Genomic DNA, 17,039 nt, shown 5'->3' with positions numbered 1-17,039 from the left:
AATTAAGATGCTTTTTGAAATAGATTGAAATGATTTTGTGACTCAATGAAAGGAAATAAAGTCTGAAGTTTTTTTCTATAAACTTCTCCCACCATCACTACTACTGGTTGCTTATCTAAAAAATGATCATGAACATCACCAAAACGCAATTGATCTAAGGTACAAGCAAAACTGCGCTGCGCTGGAAGGCTTACTGACTCCATTAAACAAACGGGTGTATTCGCTGAGTAGCCTTGAGTCAATAAGGTTGTAGCAACCTCAGATAACTGGTCACGCGCCATGTAATAGATGGCGGTTTTATAATCTTCATGCGCACAACGACCAGGCAAGGTTGTCAGTGTCAAGGTACGGCTTAGTTCGCGTGTTGTGGGCGGCTGTTTCAATTCAGCAGAAGCCGCTAAGGCTGTAGTAATTCCCGGAACAATTTCATAAGGAATATTTGCCTTCTCAAGGGCATCAATCTCCTCCTGCGCTCGACCGAAAATTAGCGGATCCCCACCTTTGAGGCGCACCACTACTGGATACTTGCTAGCAGCGTCCACCAATTGCTTGTTAATAAAGTGCTGAGAGCTCGAATGTGACCCACATCTTTTACCAACTTGCACCAATTTAGCGCTAGAACACCAATCCAACATGGAAAGATCAATGAGTGCGTCATAGAAAACGATGTCTGCCTGAGCCAAAATTCTCGAGCCGCGAACAGTAATGAGGTCGGCAGCTCCAGGTCCAGCGCCAATGAGGTAAACGCCGGACGCTAGCCCATCTAATTTAGGGGCTCGAACTCTTAATGGTGCAATTTGTTCCATGCATCATTTGTAACAGTCAGCAACCCCTCTAAGCCTAACAAATGAACCAAAAGTGTTCATGCATTCTTTTGGAGCACCATTTCAGAGCATTCAGAAAATTCCTAGAAATCAAAATTCCTTATTGTTAGTTATCGACCAAAGGAGCCCAGCATGAAAGAAAACATCAAAGCTAAATTAATAACACCAGAAACTGTTATTTCAGCCACTTCAGATACCAACTCTGTACGACGCAAACTCATTCAAGGTATTGGCTCTGCCAGCATTCTCTCTCTGATAGATCCAATGGTTAAAGCAGGGGCATGGGCTGCAGGCTCTGATGCTCCGGAGAAAACTGATGTGAAGGTAAGTTTTATCGCTCTGACTGACTGCTCATCAGTGGTTATGGCCAACCATCTTGGCTTGGATAAAAAGTATGGCGTCAAGATCATTCCTACCAAAGAAGCATCTTGGGCAGCTATTCGCGACAAGCTTGTCAACGGTGAGAATGATATGTCACACATTCTGTATGGTTTAGTTTATGGATTGCAGATGGGTATTGGCGGTCAACAAAAAGATATGTCGGTATTAATGAGCATTAATAACAATGGACAAGCAATCAGTCTCTCTAAAGCGCTTTACAAAAAAGGTGTTACTGACGGTGCCAGCCTTAAAGCCCTTATGGATAAAGAGAAGCGTGACTATACTTTTGCTCAAACTTTCCCAACTGGTACGCATGCAATGTGGCTTTATTACTGGCTAGCAAATTATGGAATTAATCCATTTAAGGATGCGAAAATCACAACCGTTCCGCCTCCACAAATGGTTGCGAATATGCGCAGCGGTAATATGGATGGATTTTGTGTAGGAGAACCTTGGAACGCTCGTGCAATTATTGATGATGTTGGCTTCACAGCCATCACCACCCAGGCTATTTGGCAAGATCACCCCGAGAAAGTTCTTGGATCAACTGGAGATTTTGCAAAGAGGTATCCAAATACATGCCGCGCCGTTGTATCAGCCATGCTAGAGGCTAGTAAATACATTGATGCCTCAACTAGCAATAAACATAAAACAGCCGAAGTGGTTTCAGCACCTTCATTCATTAATACTGACATCAACGTTATTCAAGATCGTATGATGGGACGCTATAACAATGGCATTGGTAAAACTTGGGATGATCCGCATGCAATGAAGTTTTATAACGACGGTTCGGTTAATTTTCCATACCTTTCAGATGGTATGTGGTTCATGACTCAGCATAAGCGCTGGGGTCTATTAAAAGAACATCCTGATTATTTGGCTGTCGCTAAAAAGGTTAATAACATTGCTCTTTATAAAGAGGCAGCAACAGCCACTAAAACGCCCCTACCCAAGAGTGATATGCGCACAAGTAAATTATTCGATGGCGTTGTATGGAATGGCTCCAACCCTGCTGCTTATGCAGATAGCTTCAAGATCAAAGCATGAAAAAACAAAAACTCGTCATGATTGGCAATGGGATGGCCGGAGTTAGGACCATCGAGGAACTATTAAAGCTCGACCCAGAGCTTTATGACATCACCATCTTTGGTGCTGAGCCCCATCCCAACTACAACCGCATTTTGCTGTCCCCAGTATTGGCTGGCGAACAGACTCTTGAGCAAATTGTTCTAAATGACCTCGATTGGTACAAGAGTAATGGCATCCATCTTCATCTTGGCAAAACCATAACTAAGATTGATCGCAAAGAGCGCACTGTTATTGCCGATGATGGCACCGTTGAAAGCTACGATCGCTTATTGCTAGCTACTGGCTCTTTACCATTCATCTTGCCTGTTCCAGGAAATGATTTACCTGGCGTGATTGCGTATCGTGATATTAAAGATACCAATGAGATGATTGATGTGGCGACGCGTTACAAAAATGCCGTTGTCATTGGTGGCGGCCTGCTTGGTCTAGAAGCTGCAAATGGTCTAGCTCTCAGGGGTATGAGTGTGACCGTGGTCCATCTTGCCGAATGGTTGATGGAGAGACAGTTAGATAAAACAGCGGCTGATTTGCTACAAAAATCCTTGGAAGAAAAAGGTCTTAAGTTTTTACTGAAAACTTCTACTGAGGCAATTACCCCTAATGCAGCCGGAGATCGTGTTAGCCATATCCGCTTTAAAGGTGGGCTAGGAATACCGGCTGACTTAGTTGTTATGGCGGCGGGTATTAAGCCCAATACAGCTTTAGCTGAGTCTGCAGGTTTACATTGCCAAAGAGGCATCGTTGTTAATGACACTCTGCAAACGTTTGATCCAAGAGTCTATGCAGTTGGTGAATGTGCAAGTCACCGCGGCACAGCCTATGGTTTAGTCGCCCCCTTATTTGAGCAAGCTAAAGTTTGTGCAAACCATCTTGCTGAGTACGGCATCGGTCGTTATGAGGGCTCTGTAACCTCAACAAAACTAAAAGTAACTGGCGTTGATCTGTTCTCTGCTGGAAATTTTATGGGCGGCGAAGGCACTGAAGAAATTACTCTAGCCGATCCAATTGGCGGCGTATATAAAAAATTAGTTCTCAAAGATGATCGTTTAATTGGTGCCTGCATGTTTGGCGATACAGCAGACAGCACTTGGTATTTCAAGCTCATGCGTGACGAACAAAGTGTTGCAGAAATTCGCGACACGTTGATGTTTGGTGAATCCAATATTGGCGACGTTGGTCATCAAGGTCACAATAAAGCTGCCGGAATGACTGATGCAGATGAAATCTGCGGATGCAATGGGGTTACTAAAGGCACCATTGTCAAGGCTATTCGGGAACAAGGTCTATTCACACTAGATGAAGTGAAGAAATGTACTAAAGCCAGCAGCTCCTGTGGTTCATGTACAGGCCTAGTTGAGCAAGTGCTGATGAATGTTCTTGGCACAGACTATTCAGCAACCCCCAGAAAGAAATCGATTTGCGGATGCTCCGATCTTTCTCATGATGAAATTCGTCAAGCCATACGCTCAGGTCACTTAATTTCTCAAGAGCAAGTTCGCACCGAACTAAACTGGAGGACACCTAACGGATGTGCGACTTGTCGCCCTGCCTTAAATTATTACTTGATCTCCACATGGCCACATGAAGCAAAAGATGATCCACAATCCCGCTTCATTAATGAACGTGCTCATGCCAATATTCAGAAAGATGGCACCTACTCAGTTATTCCGCGGATGTTTGGTGGATTAACTACTCCTTCTGAGCTACGTAGAATTGCTGACGTTGCTGAGAAATACCAAGTGCCCACAGTGAAGGTAACTGGCGGCCAACGAATTGACTTACTTGGCATCAAGAAGGATGATCTTCCAGCGGTTTGGAAAGAGTTGGATATGCCGTCAGGTCATGCCTATGGCAAATCAATTCGCACAGTGAAAACTTGTGTTGGTGATGAGCACTGTCGTTTTGGCACCCAGTCCTCCATGAAAATGGGCGTAGATCTAGAGAGAATGCTCTTCGGTATGTACGCACCTCACAAAGTGAAGCTTGCAGTGTCTGGCTGCCCCCGAAACTGCGCAGAAGCTGGCATCAAAGACGTTGGCATCATTGGCGTTGAGTCTGGCTGGGAGCTCTATATTGGTGGTAACGGCGGCATTAAAACTGAAGTAGCGGAATTTCTCTGTAAAGTTAAAACTGTTGAGGAAGTTCGTGAATATTCTGGTGCCTTCTTACAGCTGTACCGCGAAGAAGCTTGGTATTTGGATCGAACTGTCCATTACTTGGCAAGAGTTGGCATGGAATACATTAAGCAAAAGGTGGTCGACGATGCTGAAAGTCGTAAAGCTCTCTATGAAAGACTGCTGTTTGATCTAAAAGATGCTCCAGATCCCTGGAAGGACTTCGAACGCGCTGGTGTAGATATTCGTCAATTTAAAACCATTCCTATTGTCGAGGTTGGAAATGTCTAATACCGTCCAACTTGATCAGTGGCAAAAAATCACAACGGTCGAAGAAATACCAGTCCTAGGCGCTCGCGTTATTGAGGCACCTGCGGGTCAAATAGCAATTTTCAGAAATTCAGAAGACGAAGTATTTGCCGTATTGGATAAGTGCCCGCACAAGGGTGGCCCTCTCTCGCAGGGTATTGTTCATGGTAAATCCGTCACCTGCCCACTGCATTCCTGGAATATAGATCTCTCCACTGGCTGTGCCGTTGCCCCGGATGAAGGCTGCGCTAAATCCTTTGCAGTCAAAGTAGAGTCTGGTGTGGTTTGGCTAAGCCGCGAGGAATTGCAAGCTACTCATGGCTGAAGTTAAGAGCACCTGTTGCTATTGCGGTGTTGGCTGTGGCGTCATTATTGAAACTGCAGAAAATAAGGGGAAGATCGAGGTAACTGGGGTTCGCGGCGACCCCGATCATCCTGCAAACTTTGGCAGACTCTGCAGTAAAGGCTCCACCCTTCATCTCACTGCAAACCCAAGCCTTCAGATGCAGGCTCGGCTGGGTTCACCTGCTATCTGCAAAACAAGGGGCGAAGAGCCGACAGATGTTTCTTGGACCGAGGCAATTCAAACTGTTGCCCAAAAATTTGCCAACATCATTAAAGAGCATGGTCCAGAATCTGTTGGTATTTATGTCTCTGGTCAATTGCTGACCGAAGACTATTACATCTTCAATAAGTTAATGAAGGGCTTGATTGGCTCTAACAATATTGATACCAACTCACGCCTTTGTATGTCTAGCGCGGTAGCTGGCTACAAGCAAACCTTGGGGATGGATGCTCCACCCTGCTGCTATGAAGATATTGATTTGGCATCTACGATCTTTATTACCGGATCTAATACTGCTTTTGCTCACCCAATTCTGTATAGACGTCTTGAGGATGCACGTAAAAATAATCCGGATCTCAAGGTCATTGTTGTTGATCCCAGAAAAACAGATACCGCTAAAGAAGCCGATCTCTATCTTCAGATACAGCCTGGTACTGATGTTGCGCTATATCACGGCATGCTTTACATCATGCTCTGGGAGAAATGGATTGATGAGTCTTATATCAGCTCATATACGGCGGATTTTGATGCGCTGCGTGATTTAGTTAGAGATTTCACGCCTAAGGCAGTAAGTCAGATCTGCGGTATTAATGAAAAAGACTTGTTCCAAGCGGCGCAATGGTTTGCTACTTCACCTGCAACCCTATCGATGTACTGCCAGGGATTAAATCAATCAGCATCAGGTACAGCCAAGAATGCTGCTTTAGTAAATCTTCACTTGGCCACCGGTCAAATAGGAAAAGCTGGTGCTGGCCCATTCTCTTTGACTGGACAACCCAATGCGATGGGTGGCCGGGAAGTTGGAGGTTTAGCCAACCTATTATCTGCACACCGCGATCTTGCCAACGCAGAACATCGTGCAGAAGTTGCAGACCTGTGGGGGGTGCATTCAGTTCCCGAAAAGCCAGGTCTTAGTGCCATTCCCATGTTTGAGGCATTGCGTACTGAAAAACTAAAAGCCATATGGATCGTCTGTACAAACCCAGCACAATCGATGCCCGATCTCAATGCAGTTCACGAGGGATTAAGCAAAGCAGAATTTGTTGTAGTGCAGGAAGCTTATGCGCACACAGCCACTACCTTATATGCAGACGTATTATTGCCCGCCACTACCTGGGCAGAAAAAGTGGGGACAGTTACTAATTCAGAGCGAAGAATTTCCAAAGTAAATCCCGCAATTGATCCCTATGCGTCTGCTAAACATGATTGGCAGATCGCTCTTGAAATTGGAGTAGCTCTTGAAGCGCTATTACCAGGTAATAGAAAAGAAGGAACATCCACTCTATTTCCTTACGCCGGACCTGAGGATATTTGGAATGAGCATCGTGAGAGTACAGCCGGTCGCGATCTCGATATTACTGGTTTAAGCTACAAAATCCTTGAGGAACGCGGACCACAGCAATGGCCTATGCCCAAAGGGGATTTCTTTGGCAAAAAACGTCTTTATGAAAATGGCGTTTTTCCTACCAAAGATAAAAAAGCTCACTTTATTGCTGCACCCTATAAAGCAACTGCAGAATCTGTAGATGCTCGCTACCCATTTGCCTTAAATACTGGGCGCCTCAGAGATCAATGGCATGGGATGAGCAGAACAGGAACGATTGCGACTCTGTATGGCCACTCGCCAGAACCCTGCGTAGAGCTTTCACCCAAAGATGCTGGCAGGATGAATTTGGCTAATGGTGATTTAGTTCATGTCACTAGTCGCAGAGGTAGTGAGATCTTCCCAATCAAAGTCTCAGACGATATCGCCTCCTCCCAAGCCTTTATTGCCATGCACTGGGGTTCTGAATTTATTTCAGGCGCTGCTGGTAAAACACCGGGCCGCGGAGTCAACGGCCTTACTTGCAACATGATCGACCCTGTATCCGGTCAGCCCGAACTGAAACATTCAGCCGTCAAGATATTGCCAGCAAACCTTCCCTGGCATTTAGTGGCTTTCGGCTTATTTCCCAAAGAAGAAGTATTTTTTGTTCAAAACAGTTTGCGCAGCATCTTGCCTCATTTCGATTCCGCCCAATGCGTTCTATTTGGGAGAGAGCAGGATGGTGACCTCATTGGGGTTTCATTCAAGGCTGCTCACCACGAAGACCCTCTTGAAGAATCAGGATCTGTTGCAGCACAAGCTTTAAAGCAAGTGATGCAAAAATTTAAATTAGATGAGGCGTCTGAAGAGCCAGTGATGCGATATAGCGATAAGCGCAAAGGCGTAGTACGACTTGTTCGCGCTCAAGAGAAGGTTCTATCTGCAATGCTGACTGGCTCCATTGAAAGCCTAGCAAGTACTACCTGGTTAAGAGAGTACCTAGAAAGCGGCTTAGATGCAAAAACCCTTGGTCGGTCTTTGTTGATGCCTGTTAGCAAACCCCCTGTAGAAATTAAACCCAAAGGTAAGGCAATTTGTAATTGCTTTAATGTATCTGCAGACACAATGAAGCAATACTTAAGCAAGATGCCAGCAGGAACCTCCCCCGAAGACGCCATGACCTCTCTTCAATCTGAAACGCAATGTGGAACCAATTGCGGTTCCTGCAAACCCGAAGTCAAGCAGATTATTGCCACCTTCCTCAAGAAATTAGAAGTAGCTGCATAATTCTGTAATGGGCATCACATCATTCTTAAAGGTCATCGGCCGAGGCAGCAAGGGCGCTGGCGATCTTGATCGCAATCAGGCCAAAGAAGTATTCACTCAAATTCTAGATGGCAATGTCAGCGATCTAGAGCTGGGTGCATTTTGTATTGCTATGCGCATCAAGGGTGAGTCTGTCTCTGAGCTCATGGGCTTTATGGATGCCCTACAACCGCATCTGAATTTACTGAATCTTGGCACACGTCCAACCATAGTCTTACCAAGCTATAACGGGGCTAGAAAACAAGCAAACTTAACGCCACTTCTTGCTGGCATGCTTGCTAGTTATGGTTTTACAGTGCTTGTTCAGGGGGTCGAAAAAGATCAAACCAGGGTAACGAGCCATGAAATTTTTAAGTCCCTTGGCTGGCCAATTCTCAATACTAAGAATGAATTTGGAACCCTCCTAACTTCTAATCAACCAGTCTTTTGCCCTCTCAATGTTATCTTACCAGCGCTTCAAAGATTATTAGACGTCAGAGAAAGAATAGGCCTGCGAAATACCGGTCATGTGCTGGCAAAACTGATTAATCCAACGCTTCAAAACCCTTGGCAAGTTTCTAACTACACCCATCCAGAATACCCAGAAAAATTACGAGAGTTTTTCCAACTTCGTTCAGCAAATGCAATTTTGATGAGGGGAAGCGAGGGTGAACCAACTGCCTCCCTACAACGATTACCTGAAATGCATTTTTTGCCTTCAAATAGAAATGAAGTCACCAGCCCAGAAGAACGCTTCGAAGACCCGAATCCATTTTTCGAAATTGATGCCATATCAACAGCGTCTGTTACCAAGCAAGTACTCTCTGGAGAAGTCAGATGTCCGAGCTCAATCCTCAGGCAAGCTGATCAAATATCTACGATGGCTGGCTTACACTAAGTCATGCTCAGAATAATTAAACGTTTGGTATGGGTTTCATTGGGAGCAATCGTTGCGCTTGGCTTGGTTCTGCTTGCCACTAAACCCCCAACTTCACCATTACTACTTGCATCATTAGGTGGCTCAACAATATTTCTGTTTGGCTTAACTAGCGCCCCTGCAGCACAACCAAGAGCTTTATTTGGTGGGCACCTCATCAGCGCACTCATTGGTATTGTCTGTTACCAGCTTTTTGACGATGCTTTGTGGGTTTACTTGCTCGCAGAGGTAATTACTTTAGTGGTCTTATTGCTTACCCAAACTGTGCACCCACCAGCCGGAGCTAATCCACTCATCATGATCCAGGCTCACGCTGGCTTTGGCCATCTCGTAGGAGTTGTCTTGGTAGGCGTTACGATTCTTGCAGTTGTGGCAGCTATCTGGAGTCGTCTAACTCCAGGAAAGACTCTTCATTACCCAGTGAAATGGAATGAACCTTCACCGCAATCAAAGGACTGGAGTGTTTGGAGCTAATCAAGATCTAAGATCTGCGGGCCCAATACTTCATTAATTCCTTATTTGCAAAAGCCGCCAGGGCTAAAACCATAGAGTCAGCTAAAACGGGGTGTAGGGCAAAATCATAACTATTTGTGCCGGCCATCACAATAAAAATACTTAAGAAAACAGCTGGCGGATGGATGCACTTTAGCAAGTACATACCAACTATTGTGGCAATAATGCCAACCGGAATACCCAAGGAAACTGATGGAAAAATATAAACACAAATGAAGGCGACGCAGGAGGCCAATAAATTTGCCTCGATCAATACCAATGGAGAAAAGAACTTGCTATCGGGAAAGAGAAAAATGCATAGTGCACTTACTCCAAATACAGCCGTCACCATATTCTCATCTTGCGTCATATCACCCCATAGGTGATTCAAGAAGGCTATCACAAGGATGGTTACGCCCACACCAATAGATACTCTGAGCTTATCAAACCAAGAATATTGTCCCTGGGGTGGTGCAATTTCATTAAAGAAATTAATCAATTTATTGAAAATATTTTTCATCTAATATCAATGGACTGGTCAATAGCTTTCACAAAGTCAGATTGGGTGATCATTCCTACCAACTGCCTATTATCATTAATTACAGGGATATGGTGATGACCATCGCCACAAAATATCTCAGCCAAGTCAAGCATATTTCGATCTTCACTAATCACTCTTACCGGCTTACTCATCACCTGCCCAACAGCATTGGGGAAACTATTTAAACCGGGAACAGCTGTCCGCATAAAACCCCTGATGCGCTGTCCAAAGGTTTGGTGAAAATCCACTGCTGCACTTTTAAGAAAATCCTCTAGGGTAATAATTCCAAGCACTCTTCTTGCACCATCTATAACTGGCAAAGCTTTGACATGACGCTTGCGCAGTAAATTCCATGCCTGATCCAAAGGTGAATCCATAATCACATACACGACATCTGTTGTCATAATATTTTTACACAACATACTTTGTAGCTTCTTTTGATATGCCCCATGCTCAACTTGAGAAATTAAATTAGCTAAGTCATCCTTGCTGATATCAAGGACTTGGTTATATCTTTCTAAAACAGCATCAATTTCTTCATCTTCAATTTTACGGTCGCGCTGTTGTAATGGGGATGAGTCTATCAGCGCTTTTGGGCGATGTGGATACGGCTTTCCCGTTAGGGAGTTATAAATTACTGCGCACAAAACTAGTAAGACAGAATTACCTAAGACTGGGAAGAGTACAAAATGAAAATCTGTCAATCCGCTCAGAGGGATTAATAGCGCTAAAGCTGCAGCGGGTGCATGCAAACAACGTAAAGTAAACATTGCCAAGATTGCAAGTCCAACCGACAGAGGAATTAATAATATCAATTCATGGATAAAGTGCGTGCAGATAACACCCACAAAAGCAGAAACACAACTACCCCCTATAACCGCCCAAGGTTGTGCCATTGGACTTGAAGGCAATACAAATAATAAAAAAGCGCTAGCCCCCATCGAGGCAACTATCCATGGCGATGCGCCACCATAACTTTCAAGCAATAAGCCAAGGCTGATCATAGCTAGTAAGCCCAACGCAACCCCTAAAACTGACCTAAACCGCTCCAACCACGAAACTGAGTTAGCCTCCGGCAAAGAGATGGCAATTAACTTTTTGAAAAAATGTTTCAAAAGTGGTCCTAATGAGTGTTTTTTAAATGCACCAAAACTGGCACTACTTGGGCTATTGTATGCAGATCTGTGTATATTCTTATCATTCCAGTGATTAACTACAAAGCGCTATGGAACAGAAACTGCCCCTACCTCCCTTTAATACGGAATCTGCGATTCAAAAGATTCGAATGGCTGAAGATGCCTGGAATACCCGAGACCCAGAAAAGGTTTCCTTGGTGTACACGGAAGATACTATTTGGAGAAATAGATCTGAATTTCCGAAAGGCCGAGATCAAGTAAAAGAGTTTCTCCAGCGTAAATGGGCCAAGGAGCTTGACTATCGATTAATTAAAGAGTTATGGGCATTCACAGATAACCGCATCGCGGTTCGCTTTGCTTACGAGTGCCGGGATGATTCTGGGAACTGGTCACGAAGCTTTGGCAACGAGAATTGGGAGTTCAATGAAAATGGTTTCATGATGAGACGTTTTGCCAGCATCAATGATCTACCCATCAAAGAATCAGATCGAAAATTCTTTTGGCCTCTTGGAAGACGGCCTGATGATCACCCGGGGCTGAGTCATTTTGGCTTCTAGCAATTTAGATTCGCTCGGTGGCTTTGCAGATGCCCTGATCCATAGTCGCCAACATGTTTCACCTAAAAGACTTATTGCGCCTGGCCCTAACCCATCCCAGAAATTAGAAATTCTGAATGCCGCTGGAGCCGCACCCGATCATGGGAAGGTAACGCCTTGGCACTTTTATGAAGTTAGCCCTGAAAGTCGCAATTTATTAGGCGGCCTATTTGCAGATTCCCTTATGGCAAGAGATCCCAACGCAACACCAACCCAACTTGATGAAGCAAAGCAGAAAGCCTTTCGGGGCCCCTTACTGCTACTGGCAACTGCCAAGCTAAACAATGCGCTAGATAATATTCCTGAACAAGAAAAACTCATCTCCGCGGGATGTGCAATTCAGAATATTTTACTAATGGCTAACGCTTTAGGGTTTGGCTCAGGGCTATCAAGCGGTAAGGCTCTATATAGCCAAAAGATGAGGGAGTTATTTTTACTTAAGGATAAAGAGGAGCCTCTGTGCTTCATCACTATCGGTACTATCTCAGCTCATAAACCCAATAAACAAAGACCTGATGCAAGTTCCTACAGCTCAGTTTTCTAATTCAGTCCATAAGTAGTTCATTGCTCCAATGGCAGACCTATATGTTTATTGGGTTTGCACTGGAAGATACGTGGGAATTGCTTACACATTTTGTGGCACAAATAGAAAAACGACTTAGGAATTTCTCCCTAAGTCGTTGATTTCATTGGTGGGCCCACCAGGACTTGAACCTGGGACCAAAGGATTATGAGAGCAGAAGCCCAAGGTAGAGCCATATAAACAGGGGATCTGCGGGTGGTCAGTCTCGATGTGTAAGTAAATGTGTAAGCAAATTCGGGGATTTAAAAGAAGTGGTCTATCGGTCTTTGGTTTTCAAAACTACAGGAATTTTGGAACAACCATCTAACACTTCGTTGCTCCAAAGTACTTTTTGGTAAACGAGCGTTACTTTAAGTAACGCTTATATGTGCAACCCTTATAGACTCATCGCCTCAATAATATCATTGGCGAGCTCTAAGCTCTTGACCTTTTGCTCCGGTGAAATAGCCAAGCCTTCTGCATAAATGAACTCCACATCGGTAATGCCGATAAAACTAAGGAAATCTTTGACGTATTTTGTTTGGGTATCTTTATCAGTTCCAAAATAGAGGCCACCCCGAGTAGCCAGAACAATCGACTTTTTACCGGTTAGCAAACCTAAAGGACCAGTAGCTGTATATTTAAAGGTCACACCTGCTCTAGCTAAATTATCAAAGTAAGATTTAAGCTGAGATGGAATTCCAAAGTTATACATAGGCAAAGCCAGTACTACCGTATCTGCATCGCTAATTTCTTTGATTAGATCATCGGATTGACTAGCAAGTACTTTTTGCTCACTTGTACGCTGCTCAGGCGGCGTAATGAACGCATTAAATTGCGCGCCATTTAAGTGGGGTAGTGAATCCTTTACTAAATCGCGACTCACAATTTTGACGCTGGAATACGTTTTTTTAATACGCTCAAGCAGTTTATTAGACAACTGTCGTGAATGGCTGTTATCGCCTTGTATGCTGCAATTAAGACACAGTACGGTATTCATATTTAAGCCTATTTATATAGACCCATTATGCAACACCAGTAACGGCCTTTAACGGACTCATTGGAACTCCGGCTGAAGATCAAGAGCTAATTAGACCAGCGGCATGAGCCCGACACTCTCATTCACAAGCTCTGCTAGAAATATCTGCATAACTGCTTTTGGCATAGCAGGAGAGACGCAATAACTTGCTCTTTTTCCTGTAGCTTTCTTTGCAATCAACTTTACCTTTTCTAGCTTTTTTAGATGAAAGCTTAAAGTACCTGAGTCAACATCAAACTCCTTAATGATATTTTTGGGTGCAACACCCTCATTTCCGGATTGAATAATGAACTTAAATATTTTTAATCTAATCTCAAAACCTAGTGCCTCAAAAATGGCGCAATACTTATTGATATTCATAAATCCTCCAAACTAATGCAACTTAACAATCGAGTGGGTCCTACGATGAATTAATCGACTCAGAGTGTCTAAAGCTACTTTTACCCAACCATGAAGTGCTAATTGGTGCATCTTATAAAGGCTAATGTACATACATTTAGCGAATAGCCCCTCCACCATAAGGCTGCCACCAATGAGACCGCCCATCATGCTGCCGACACTGCTGTACTCACCAAGAGAAACTAGAGATCCAAAATCCCGATACGCATAAGGTTTCAGGGGCTCATGACTCATGATCCGATTAATTTGTTTGTAAATATGCGTTGCCTGTTGGTGCGCTGCTTGAGCGCGTGGTGGCACAATACCCCCCTTGCCATTATTTGCTTCGGGCCATGGGCAGGCCGCACAATCTCCAATCGCAAAGATATTTTGGTCCAAAGTAGTTTGCAATGACGGCAAGACTAACAATTGATTGACGTGATTAGTTTCTAGACCGCCAATACCCTTAAGGAAATCAGGCGCCTTCACTCCGGCTGCCCAGACAATTAATTCAGCAGGTATTTCAACGCCATCTGAAAGCAATACCTTATCCGGCAGTACTTTTTGCACCTTTGCGTTGGTTATGACTTCAACACCAAGATCTAGCAATAGTTTTTGAGCAGCGGTGGAAATCCGATTAGATAGTGCTGGCAATATTTTAGGGGCCGCTTCGATCAATATCACTTTTAGATCTTTTTCTGGATCAACTCTATCCATTCCAAAAGAAATGATTGCGCGAGTAGTTCTATGTAACTCTGCAGCAAGCTCAACTCCAGTTGCTCCTGCACCAATAATTGCCACTTTAAGCTGATGAGGAGCCAAAGGGTCGGACTGAGCTTGTGCTCTTAAACAGGCATTAACCAAACGTAAATGAAAGCGCTTTGCATCGGCCAGTGATTCCAGTCTTTGTGCATATTGGGCAACACCTTCCGTCCCAAAATCGTTTGTCAAACTACCTATGGAAATAATCAGCGTGTCATATGGAATCGTTTGTATTGGAGTTACCAATTCACCCGCTTCATCAACAACAGGAGCAATTTGGATTTGCTTTCGCTCTCGATCAATACTGATTAGCTCACCCAATCGAAATTTAAAATGGTGCCAATGCGCTTGAGCAATATAGTCTAACTCTTGATCAGCAAGATCCATAGAGCCTGCAGCTACCTCATGGAGTTTTGGCTTCCAAATATGCGTTCTATTCTTATCAACAAGAGTAATACTTGTTTTATTAGATCCTGAGTCATCGCCTAATTTGGTTGCTAACTCAAGCCCGCCTGCGCCTCCACCCACTATGACTATTCGATGTGCGCTTGACATGTGTGCCCCTAAACTTTGGCTAGCCTAAGATCAGCCGAACATTGACGGACCTTGGAGACTAGTGCGGCAACATTTTCTGGCGGCGTAAATTGGCTAATGCCATGACCCAGATTAAATATATGCCCATCTAATGGACTTCCCTCTAGCACCTTTACGGTTGATAAATCTTCAAAGCATTGCTGAACCCTTTTTTCAATCTCTTGTGGATTGGATAGAAGGATAGATGGATCAAGGTTCCCTTGTATAGCTATATGTCGGCTACTTGCATGATTAATCAGCCCACGGGCCCTAGCTAAATTGATGGTCCAGTCTATGCCCAATACATCGGCTCCTGAATTAGCAATATCACTTAACCAAATGCCCCCTCCTTTGGTAAATAAGATGATAGGTACTGGATCATATTTAGGATTACTACGGATGTCTTTAACAATCTTTGACATCGGCCCAAGAGAGTATTGCAAATAATCCTCTGAAGTTAATAAACCACCCCATGTATCAAAGATCATCACAGCCTGTGCACCTGCATCTATTTGTAGGCGCAAATATTCACTAACTGATTGAATATTGATATCTAGAATTTTCTTCAAAAGATCAGGCCGCTCATACAGCATTTTCTTGGCCAAGGAAAAGTCGCGAGAGCCTGAACCTTCAATCATGTAGCAAGCTAAGGTCCAAGGACTTCCAGAAAATCCAATCAAAGGTACTTGCTGCTTACCATTTGAAGTTAGCGCCTTTGCTATTGAGCTAACCGCATCAAATACATACTGCAACTGCTCCATGTCGGCGCTGCGCAATTGCTTCACCTCATGCTCAGAACTTAAAGGCTTGGCAAACCGAGGCCCATCGCCATTTTCAAACGATAACTCCAATCCCATGGCATCGGGAATTGTTAAGATGTCCGAAAATAAAATTGCAGCGTCCAAGTCAAAACGATCGATTGGCTGCAGCGTTACTTCGGTAGCAAAATCGGGATTTTTAGCGAGATCTAGGAAACTTCCCGCCTTAGATCTGGTCTTTCGATACTCAGGCAAATATCTACCAGCCTGACGCATCAGCCAAACAGGCGTTCTGTCAGTTTCGCGACAAAAACAGGCTCTGATGAATAAATCGTTTTCTAACTGAACTGCCATAAATGTTCATTAATAATTTAGCGTAATCGCTCAACATAAAAAGTGGCTTTTTCAAGCGCATCCTCAGCATCCATACCAACCATATCCGCCCCAATATCCTCTATTAGCTCGGGGAACTGATTAAAAACAGGGCTGCCGATGATGACACCTACATTAGGATTTTTAGACTTAGCTTTAATACTCTTAATTAATTCTTTCAACTGCGGAAATTGCTCTCGAACACTAGCTGATAAACCGACAATGTCAAACCATTCGTTTGCAGCCATAGAAACAATATCTTCTTCGGTAGCAGCTAATTCACCCCATATGCGCCACCCAGCCTTTGCAAAAAACTCAGAGACCATGAAGAGGCCCAAGTTATGCTGTGAGCCAGGCAATGGAACCAACATAATGCTAGAGCCAGTTTTACCCTGCTCAGCATATTGCTGGAAAACAGGACTTAAGTCATACATTAGTTGCTTAATTCGCCAAAGCGCTATTGTGACCTCTGTAAAGCTAGATTCATCCTCTTCCCACATCTCTCCTAATTTTCTGGCCACAGGAGTTAGCAGGAGCAAATAAATATCTTCTAAGGCAGTTCCAGAAGCATGGATTTCTTTTACATAGTCAACGGAAATACGAGCATCTTCTTCCAAAACTAATTTAGTTAATTCTTCTACTGCTTTTTGATCAATCGTTTGCTTGACCGGTATTTGCGCCGGGATAGATGAATCTAGATGTTGCTCAATAATATGAGGGAGAATGTTTCCCTCAATGGTTTTAACCAGTGACTCAAGGTACTCGCCTTCTGTACAGGCTTTTTCTATTGGATGAGTATTTTTATCTTGCTTAAATGTTGACTTAGTGGGTGCATTAGATACTAAGCAATCTTCCCACATATCATTAGACGCTTTGATCGTCTGTTGTTTATCCAATTTGAAATCATCGTGAGTAGATTTCTTCTTAAACCCCGCAATGCTCACCAGCTTGGATAAATTCATGAACATCACTTGATCAAGACACGGTCTCAAAAGAGTTT

Annotated in this window: 16 protein-coding genes; 8 read left to right on the top strand and 8 right to left on the bottom strand. The window is 43.9% G+C overall.

Annotation, left to right across the window (positions count from 1 at the left end):
• Positions 1 to 2: 2 nt before the first annotated feature.
• Entirely contained in the window at positions 3 to 806 is an 804-nt protein-coding gene (gene cobA / locus A8O14_RS08575; RefSeq protein ID WP_068949130.1) for a uroporphyrinogen-III C-methyltransferase, read from the bottom strand.
• A 195-nt stretch (positions 807 to 1,001) separates the two neighbouring features.
• Here cobA and A8O14_RS08570 point away from each other — a divergent pair, with 195 nt between their 5' ends.
• Genes A8O14_RS08570 through A8O14_RS08545 form a run of 6 tightly spaced genes read left to right on the top strand, consistent with a single transcriptional unit; the run spans position 1,002 to position 9,304 of the window.
• Positions 1,002 to 2,252 carry a CmpA/NrtA family ABC transporter substrate-binding protein gene (locus A8O14_RS08570; RefSeq protein ID WP_068949787.1) on the top strand — a complete coding sequence of 417 codons (1,251 nt, stop codon included), beginning with the start codon at positions 1,002 to 1,004 and terminating at the stop codon, positions 2,250 to 2,252.
• On the top strand, positions 2,249 to 4,699 hold the full coding sequence (gene nirB, locus A8O14_RS08565; RefSeq protein ID WP_068949129.1) for a nitrite reductase large subunit NirB: 2,451 nt from the start codon (positions 2,249 to 2,251) through the stop codon (positions 4,697 to 4,699). The genes A8O14_RS08570 and nirB overlap by 4 nt, the downstream gene beginning before the upstream one ends.
• A complete protein-coding gene (gene nirD / locus A8O14_RS08560) occupies positions 4,692 to 5,042 on the top strand; it encodes a nitrite reductase small subunit NirD (protein WP_068949128.1) in 351 nt (116 codons plus the stop codon). Before nirB ends, nirD begins: the two co-directional genes overlap by 8 nt.
• The gene (locus A8O14_RS08555) at positions 5,035 to 7,875 is read left to right on the top strand and encodes a nitrate reductase (RefSeq protein ID WP_068949127.1); all 2,841 of its coding nucleotides are present in this window, start codon (positions 5,035 to 5,037) and stop codon (positions 7,873 to 7,875) included. Before nirD ends, A8O14_RS08555 begins: the two co-directional genes overlap by 8 nt.
• 7 nt (positions 7,876 to 7,882) lie before the next feature.
• Entirely contained in the window at positions 7,883 to 8,791 is a 909-nt protein-coding gene (ybiB, locus tag A8O14_RS08550; protein ID WP_068949126.1) for a DNA-binding protein YbiB, read from the top strand.
• A gap of 3 nt (positions 8,792 to 8,794) precedes the next feature.
• Complete coding sequence (locus A8O14_RS08545) at positions 8,795 to 9,304, top strand: HPP family protein (RefSeq protein ID WP_068949125.1); 510 nt, start codon at positions 8,795 to 8,797, stop codon at positions 9,302 to 9,304.
• Between the two features lie 7 nt (positions 9,305 to 9,311).
• On the opposite strand, the gene A8O14_RS08540 is transcribed toward A8O14_RS08545, so the two are convergent.
• Positions 9,312 to 9,842 carry an HPP family protein gene (locus A8O14_RS08540; protein ID WP_068949124.1) on the bottom strand — a complete coding sequence of 177 codons (531 nt, stop codon included), beginning with the start codon at positions 9,840 to 9,842 and terminating at the stop codon, positions 9,312 to 9,314.
• The gene (locus A8O14_RS08535) at positions 9,839 to 10,915 is read right to left on the bottom strand and encodes an HPP family protein (protein ID WP_456107071.1); all 1,077 of its coding nucleotides are present in this window, start codon (positions 10,913 to 10,915) and stop codon (positions 9,839 to 9,841) included. Before A8O14_RS08535 ends, A8O14_RS08540 begins: the two co-directional genes overlap by 4 nt.
• 173 nt (positions 10,916 to 11,088) lie before the next feature.
• Between A8O14_RS08535 and A8O14_RS08530 the strand changes: the two genes are divergently transcribed.
• On the top strand, positions 11,089 to 11,556 hold the full coding sequence (locus A8O14_RS08530; RefSeq protein ID WP_068949122.1) for a nuclear transport factor 2 family protein: 468 nt from the start codon (positions 11,089 to 11,091) through the stop codon (positions 11,554 to 11,556).
• On the top strand, positions 11,546 to 12,139 hold the full coding sequence (locus A8O14_RS08525; protein WP_161484825.1) for a nitroreductase family protein: 594 nt from the start codon (positions 11,546 to 11,548) through the stop codon (positions 12,137 to 12,139). The genes A8O14_RS08530 and A8O14_RS08525 overlap by 11 nt, the downstream gene beginning before the upstream one ends.
• Positions 12,140 to 12,554: 415 nt before the next feature.
• Here the strand turns inward: A8O14_RS08525 and A8O14_RS08520 are convergent, their stop codons facing one another.
• The 5 genes from A8O14_RS08520 to A8O14_RS08500 form a co-directional block, all read right to left on the bottom strand.
• A complete protein-coding gene (locus A8O14_RS08520) occupies positions 12,555 to 13,157 on the bottom strand; it encodes an FMN-dependent NADH-azoreductase (RefSeq protein ID WP_068949120.1) in 603 nt (200 codons plus the stop codon).
• 90 nt (positions 13,158 to 13,247) lie between these two features.
• Positions 13,248 to 13,556 (bottom strand): winged helix-turn-helix domain-containing protein, encoded by a 309-nt coding sequence (locus A8O14_RS08515; protein WP_068949119.1) that lies wholly within the window; start codon positions 13,554 to 13,556, stop codon positions 13,248 to 13,250.
• A 12-nt stretch (positions 13,557 to 13,568) separates the two neighbouring features.
• A complete protein-coding gene (locus tag A8O14_RS08510; RefSeq protein WP_068949118.1) occupies positions 13,569 to 14,891 on the bottom strand; it encodes an NAD(P)/FAD-dependent oxidoreductase in 1,323 nt (440 codons plus the stop codon).
• 8 nt (positions 14,892 to 14,899) lie between these two features.
• On the bottom strand, positions 14,900 to 16,021 hold the full coding sequence (gene hemE / locus A8O14_RS08505; protein ID WP_068949117.1) for a uroporphyrinogen decarboxylase: 1,122 nt from the start codon (positions 16,019 to 16,021) through the stop codon (positions 14,900 to 14,902).
• Between the two features lie 17 nt (positions 16,022 to 16,038).
• On the bottom strand, positions 16,039 to 17,007 hold the full coding sequence (locus tag A8O14_RS08500; protein ID WP_082913150.1) for a cobalamin B12-binding domain-containing protein: 969 nt from the start codon (positions 17,005 to 17,007) through the stop codon (positions 16,039 to 16,041).
• Positions 17,008 to 17,039 lie beyond the last annotated feature (32 nt).

The sequence above is a fragment of the Polynucleobacter wuianus genome (assembly GCF_001659725.1).
Taxonomy (GTDB): Bacteria; Pseudomonadota; Gammaproteobacteria; order Burkholderiales; family Burkholderiaceae; genus Polynucleobacter; species Polynucleobacter wuianus.
This window is presented reverse-complemented; position numbering and strand designations above follow the sequence as displayed.

Coding starts and splice junctions, on each gene's coding strand:
- cobA (WP_068949130.1), bottom strand. CDS start 806: ATGGAACAAATTGCACCATTAAGAGTTCGAGCCCCTAAATTAGATGGG.
- A8O14_RS08515 (WP_068949119.1), bottom strand. CDS start 13,556: ATGAATATCAATAAGTATTGCGCCATTTTTGAGGCACTAGGTTTTGAG.
- ybiB (WP_068949126.1), top strand. CDS start 7,883: ATGGGCATCACATCATTCTTAAAGGTCATCGGCCGAGGCAGCAAGGGC.
- A8O14_RS08555 (WP_068949127.1), top strand. CDS start 5,035: ATGGCTGAAGTTAAGAGCACCTGTTGCTATTGCGGTGTTGGCTGTGGC.
- A8O14_RS08500 (WP_082913150.1), bottom strand. CDS start 17,007: ATGTTCATGAATTTATCCAAGCTGGTGAGCATTGCGGGGTTTAAGAAG.
- A8O14_RS08520 (WP_068949120.1), bottom strand. CDS start 13,157: ATGAATACCGTACTGTGTCTTAATTGCAGCATACAAGGCGATAACAGC.
- A8O14_RS08530 (WP_068949122.1), top strand. CDS start 11,089: ATGGAACAGAAACTGCCCCTACCTCCCTTTAATACGGAATCTGCGATT.
- A8O14_RS08545 (WP_068949125.1), top strand. CDS start 8,795: ATGCTCAGAATAATTAAACGTTTGGTATGGGTTTCATTGGGAGCAATC.
- hemE (WP_068949117.1), bottom strand. CDS start 16,021: ATGGCAGTTCAGTTAGAAAACGATTTATTCATCAGAGCCTGTTTTTGT.
- nirD (WP_068949128.1), top strand. CDS start 4,692: ATGTCTAATACCGTCCAACTTGATCAGTGGCAAAAAATCACAACGGTC.
- A8O14_RS08510 (WP_068949118.1), bottom strand. CDS start 14,891: ATGTCAAGCGCACATCGAATAGTCATAGTGGGTGGAGGCGCAGGCGGG.
- A8O14_RS08540 (WP_068949124.1), bottom strand. CDS start 9,842: ATGAAAAATATTTTCAATAAATTGATTAATTTCTTTAATGAAATTGCA.
- nirB (WP_068949129.1), top strand. CDS start 2,249: ATGAAAAAACAAAAACTCGTCATGATTGGCAATGGGATGGCCGGAGTT.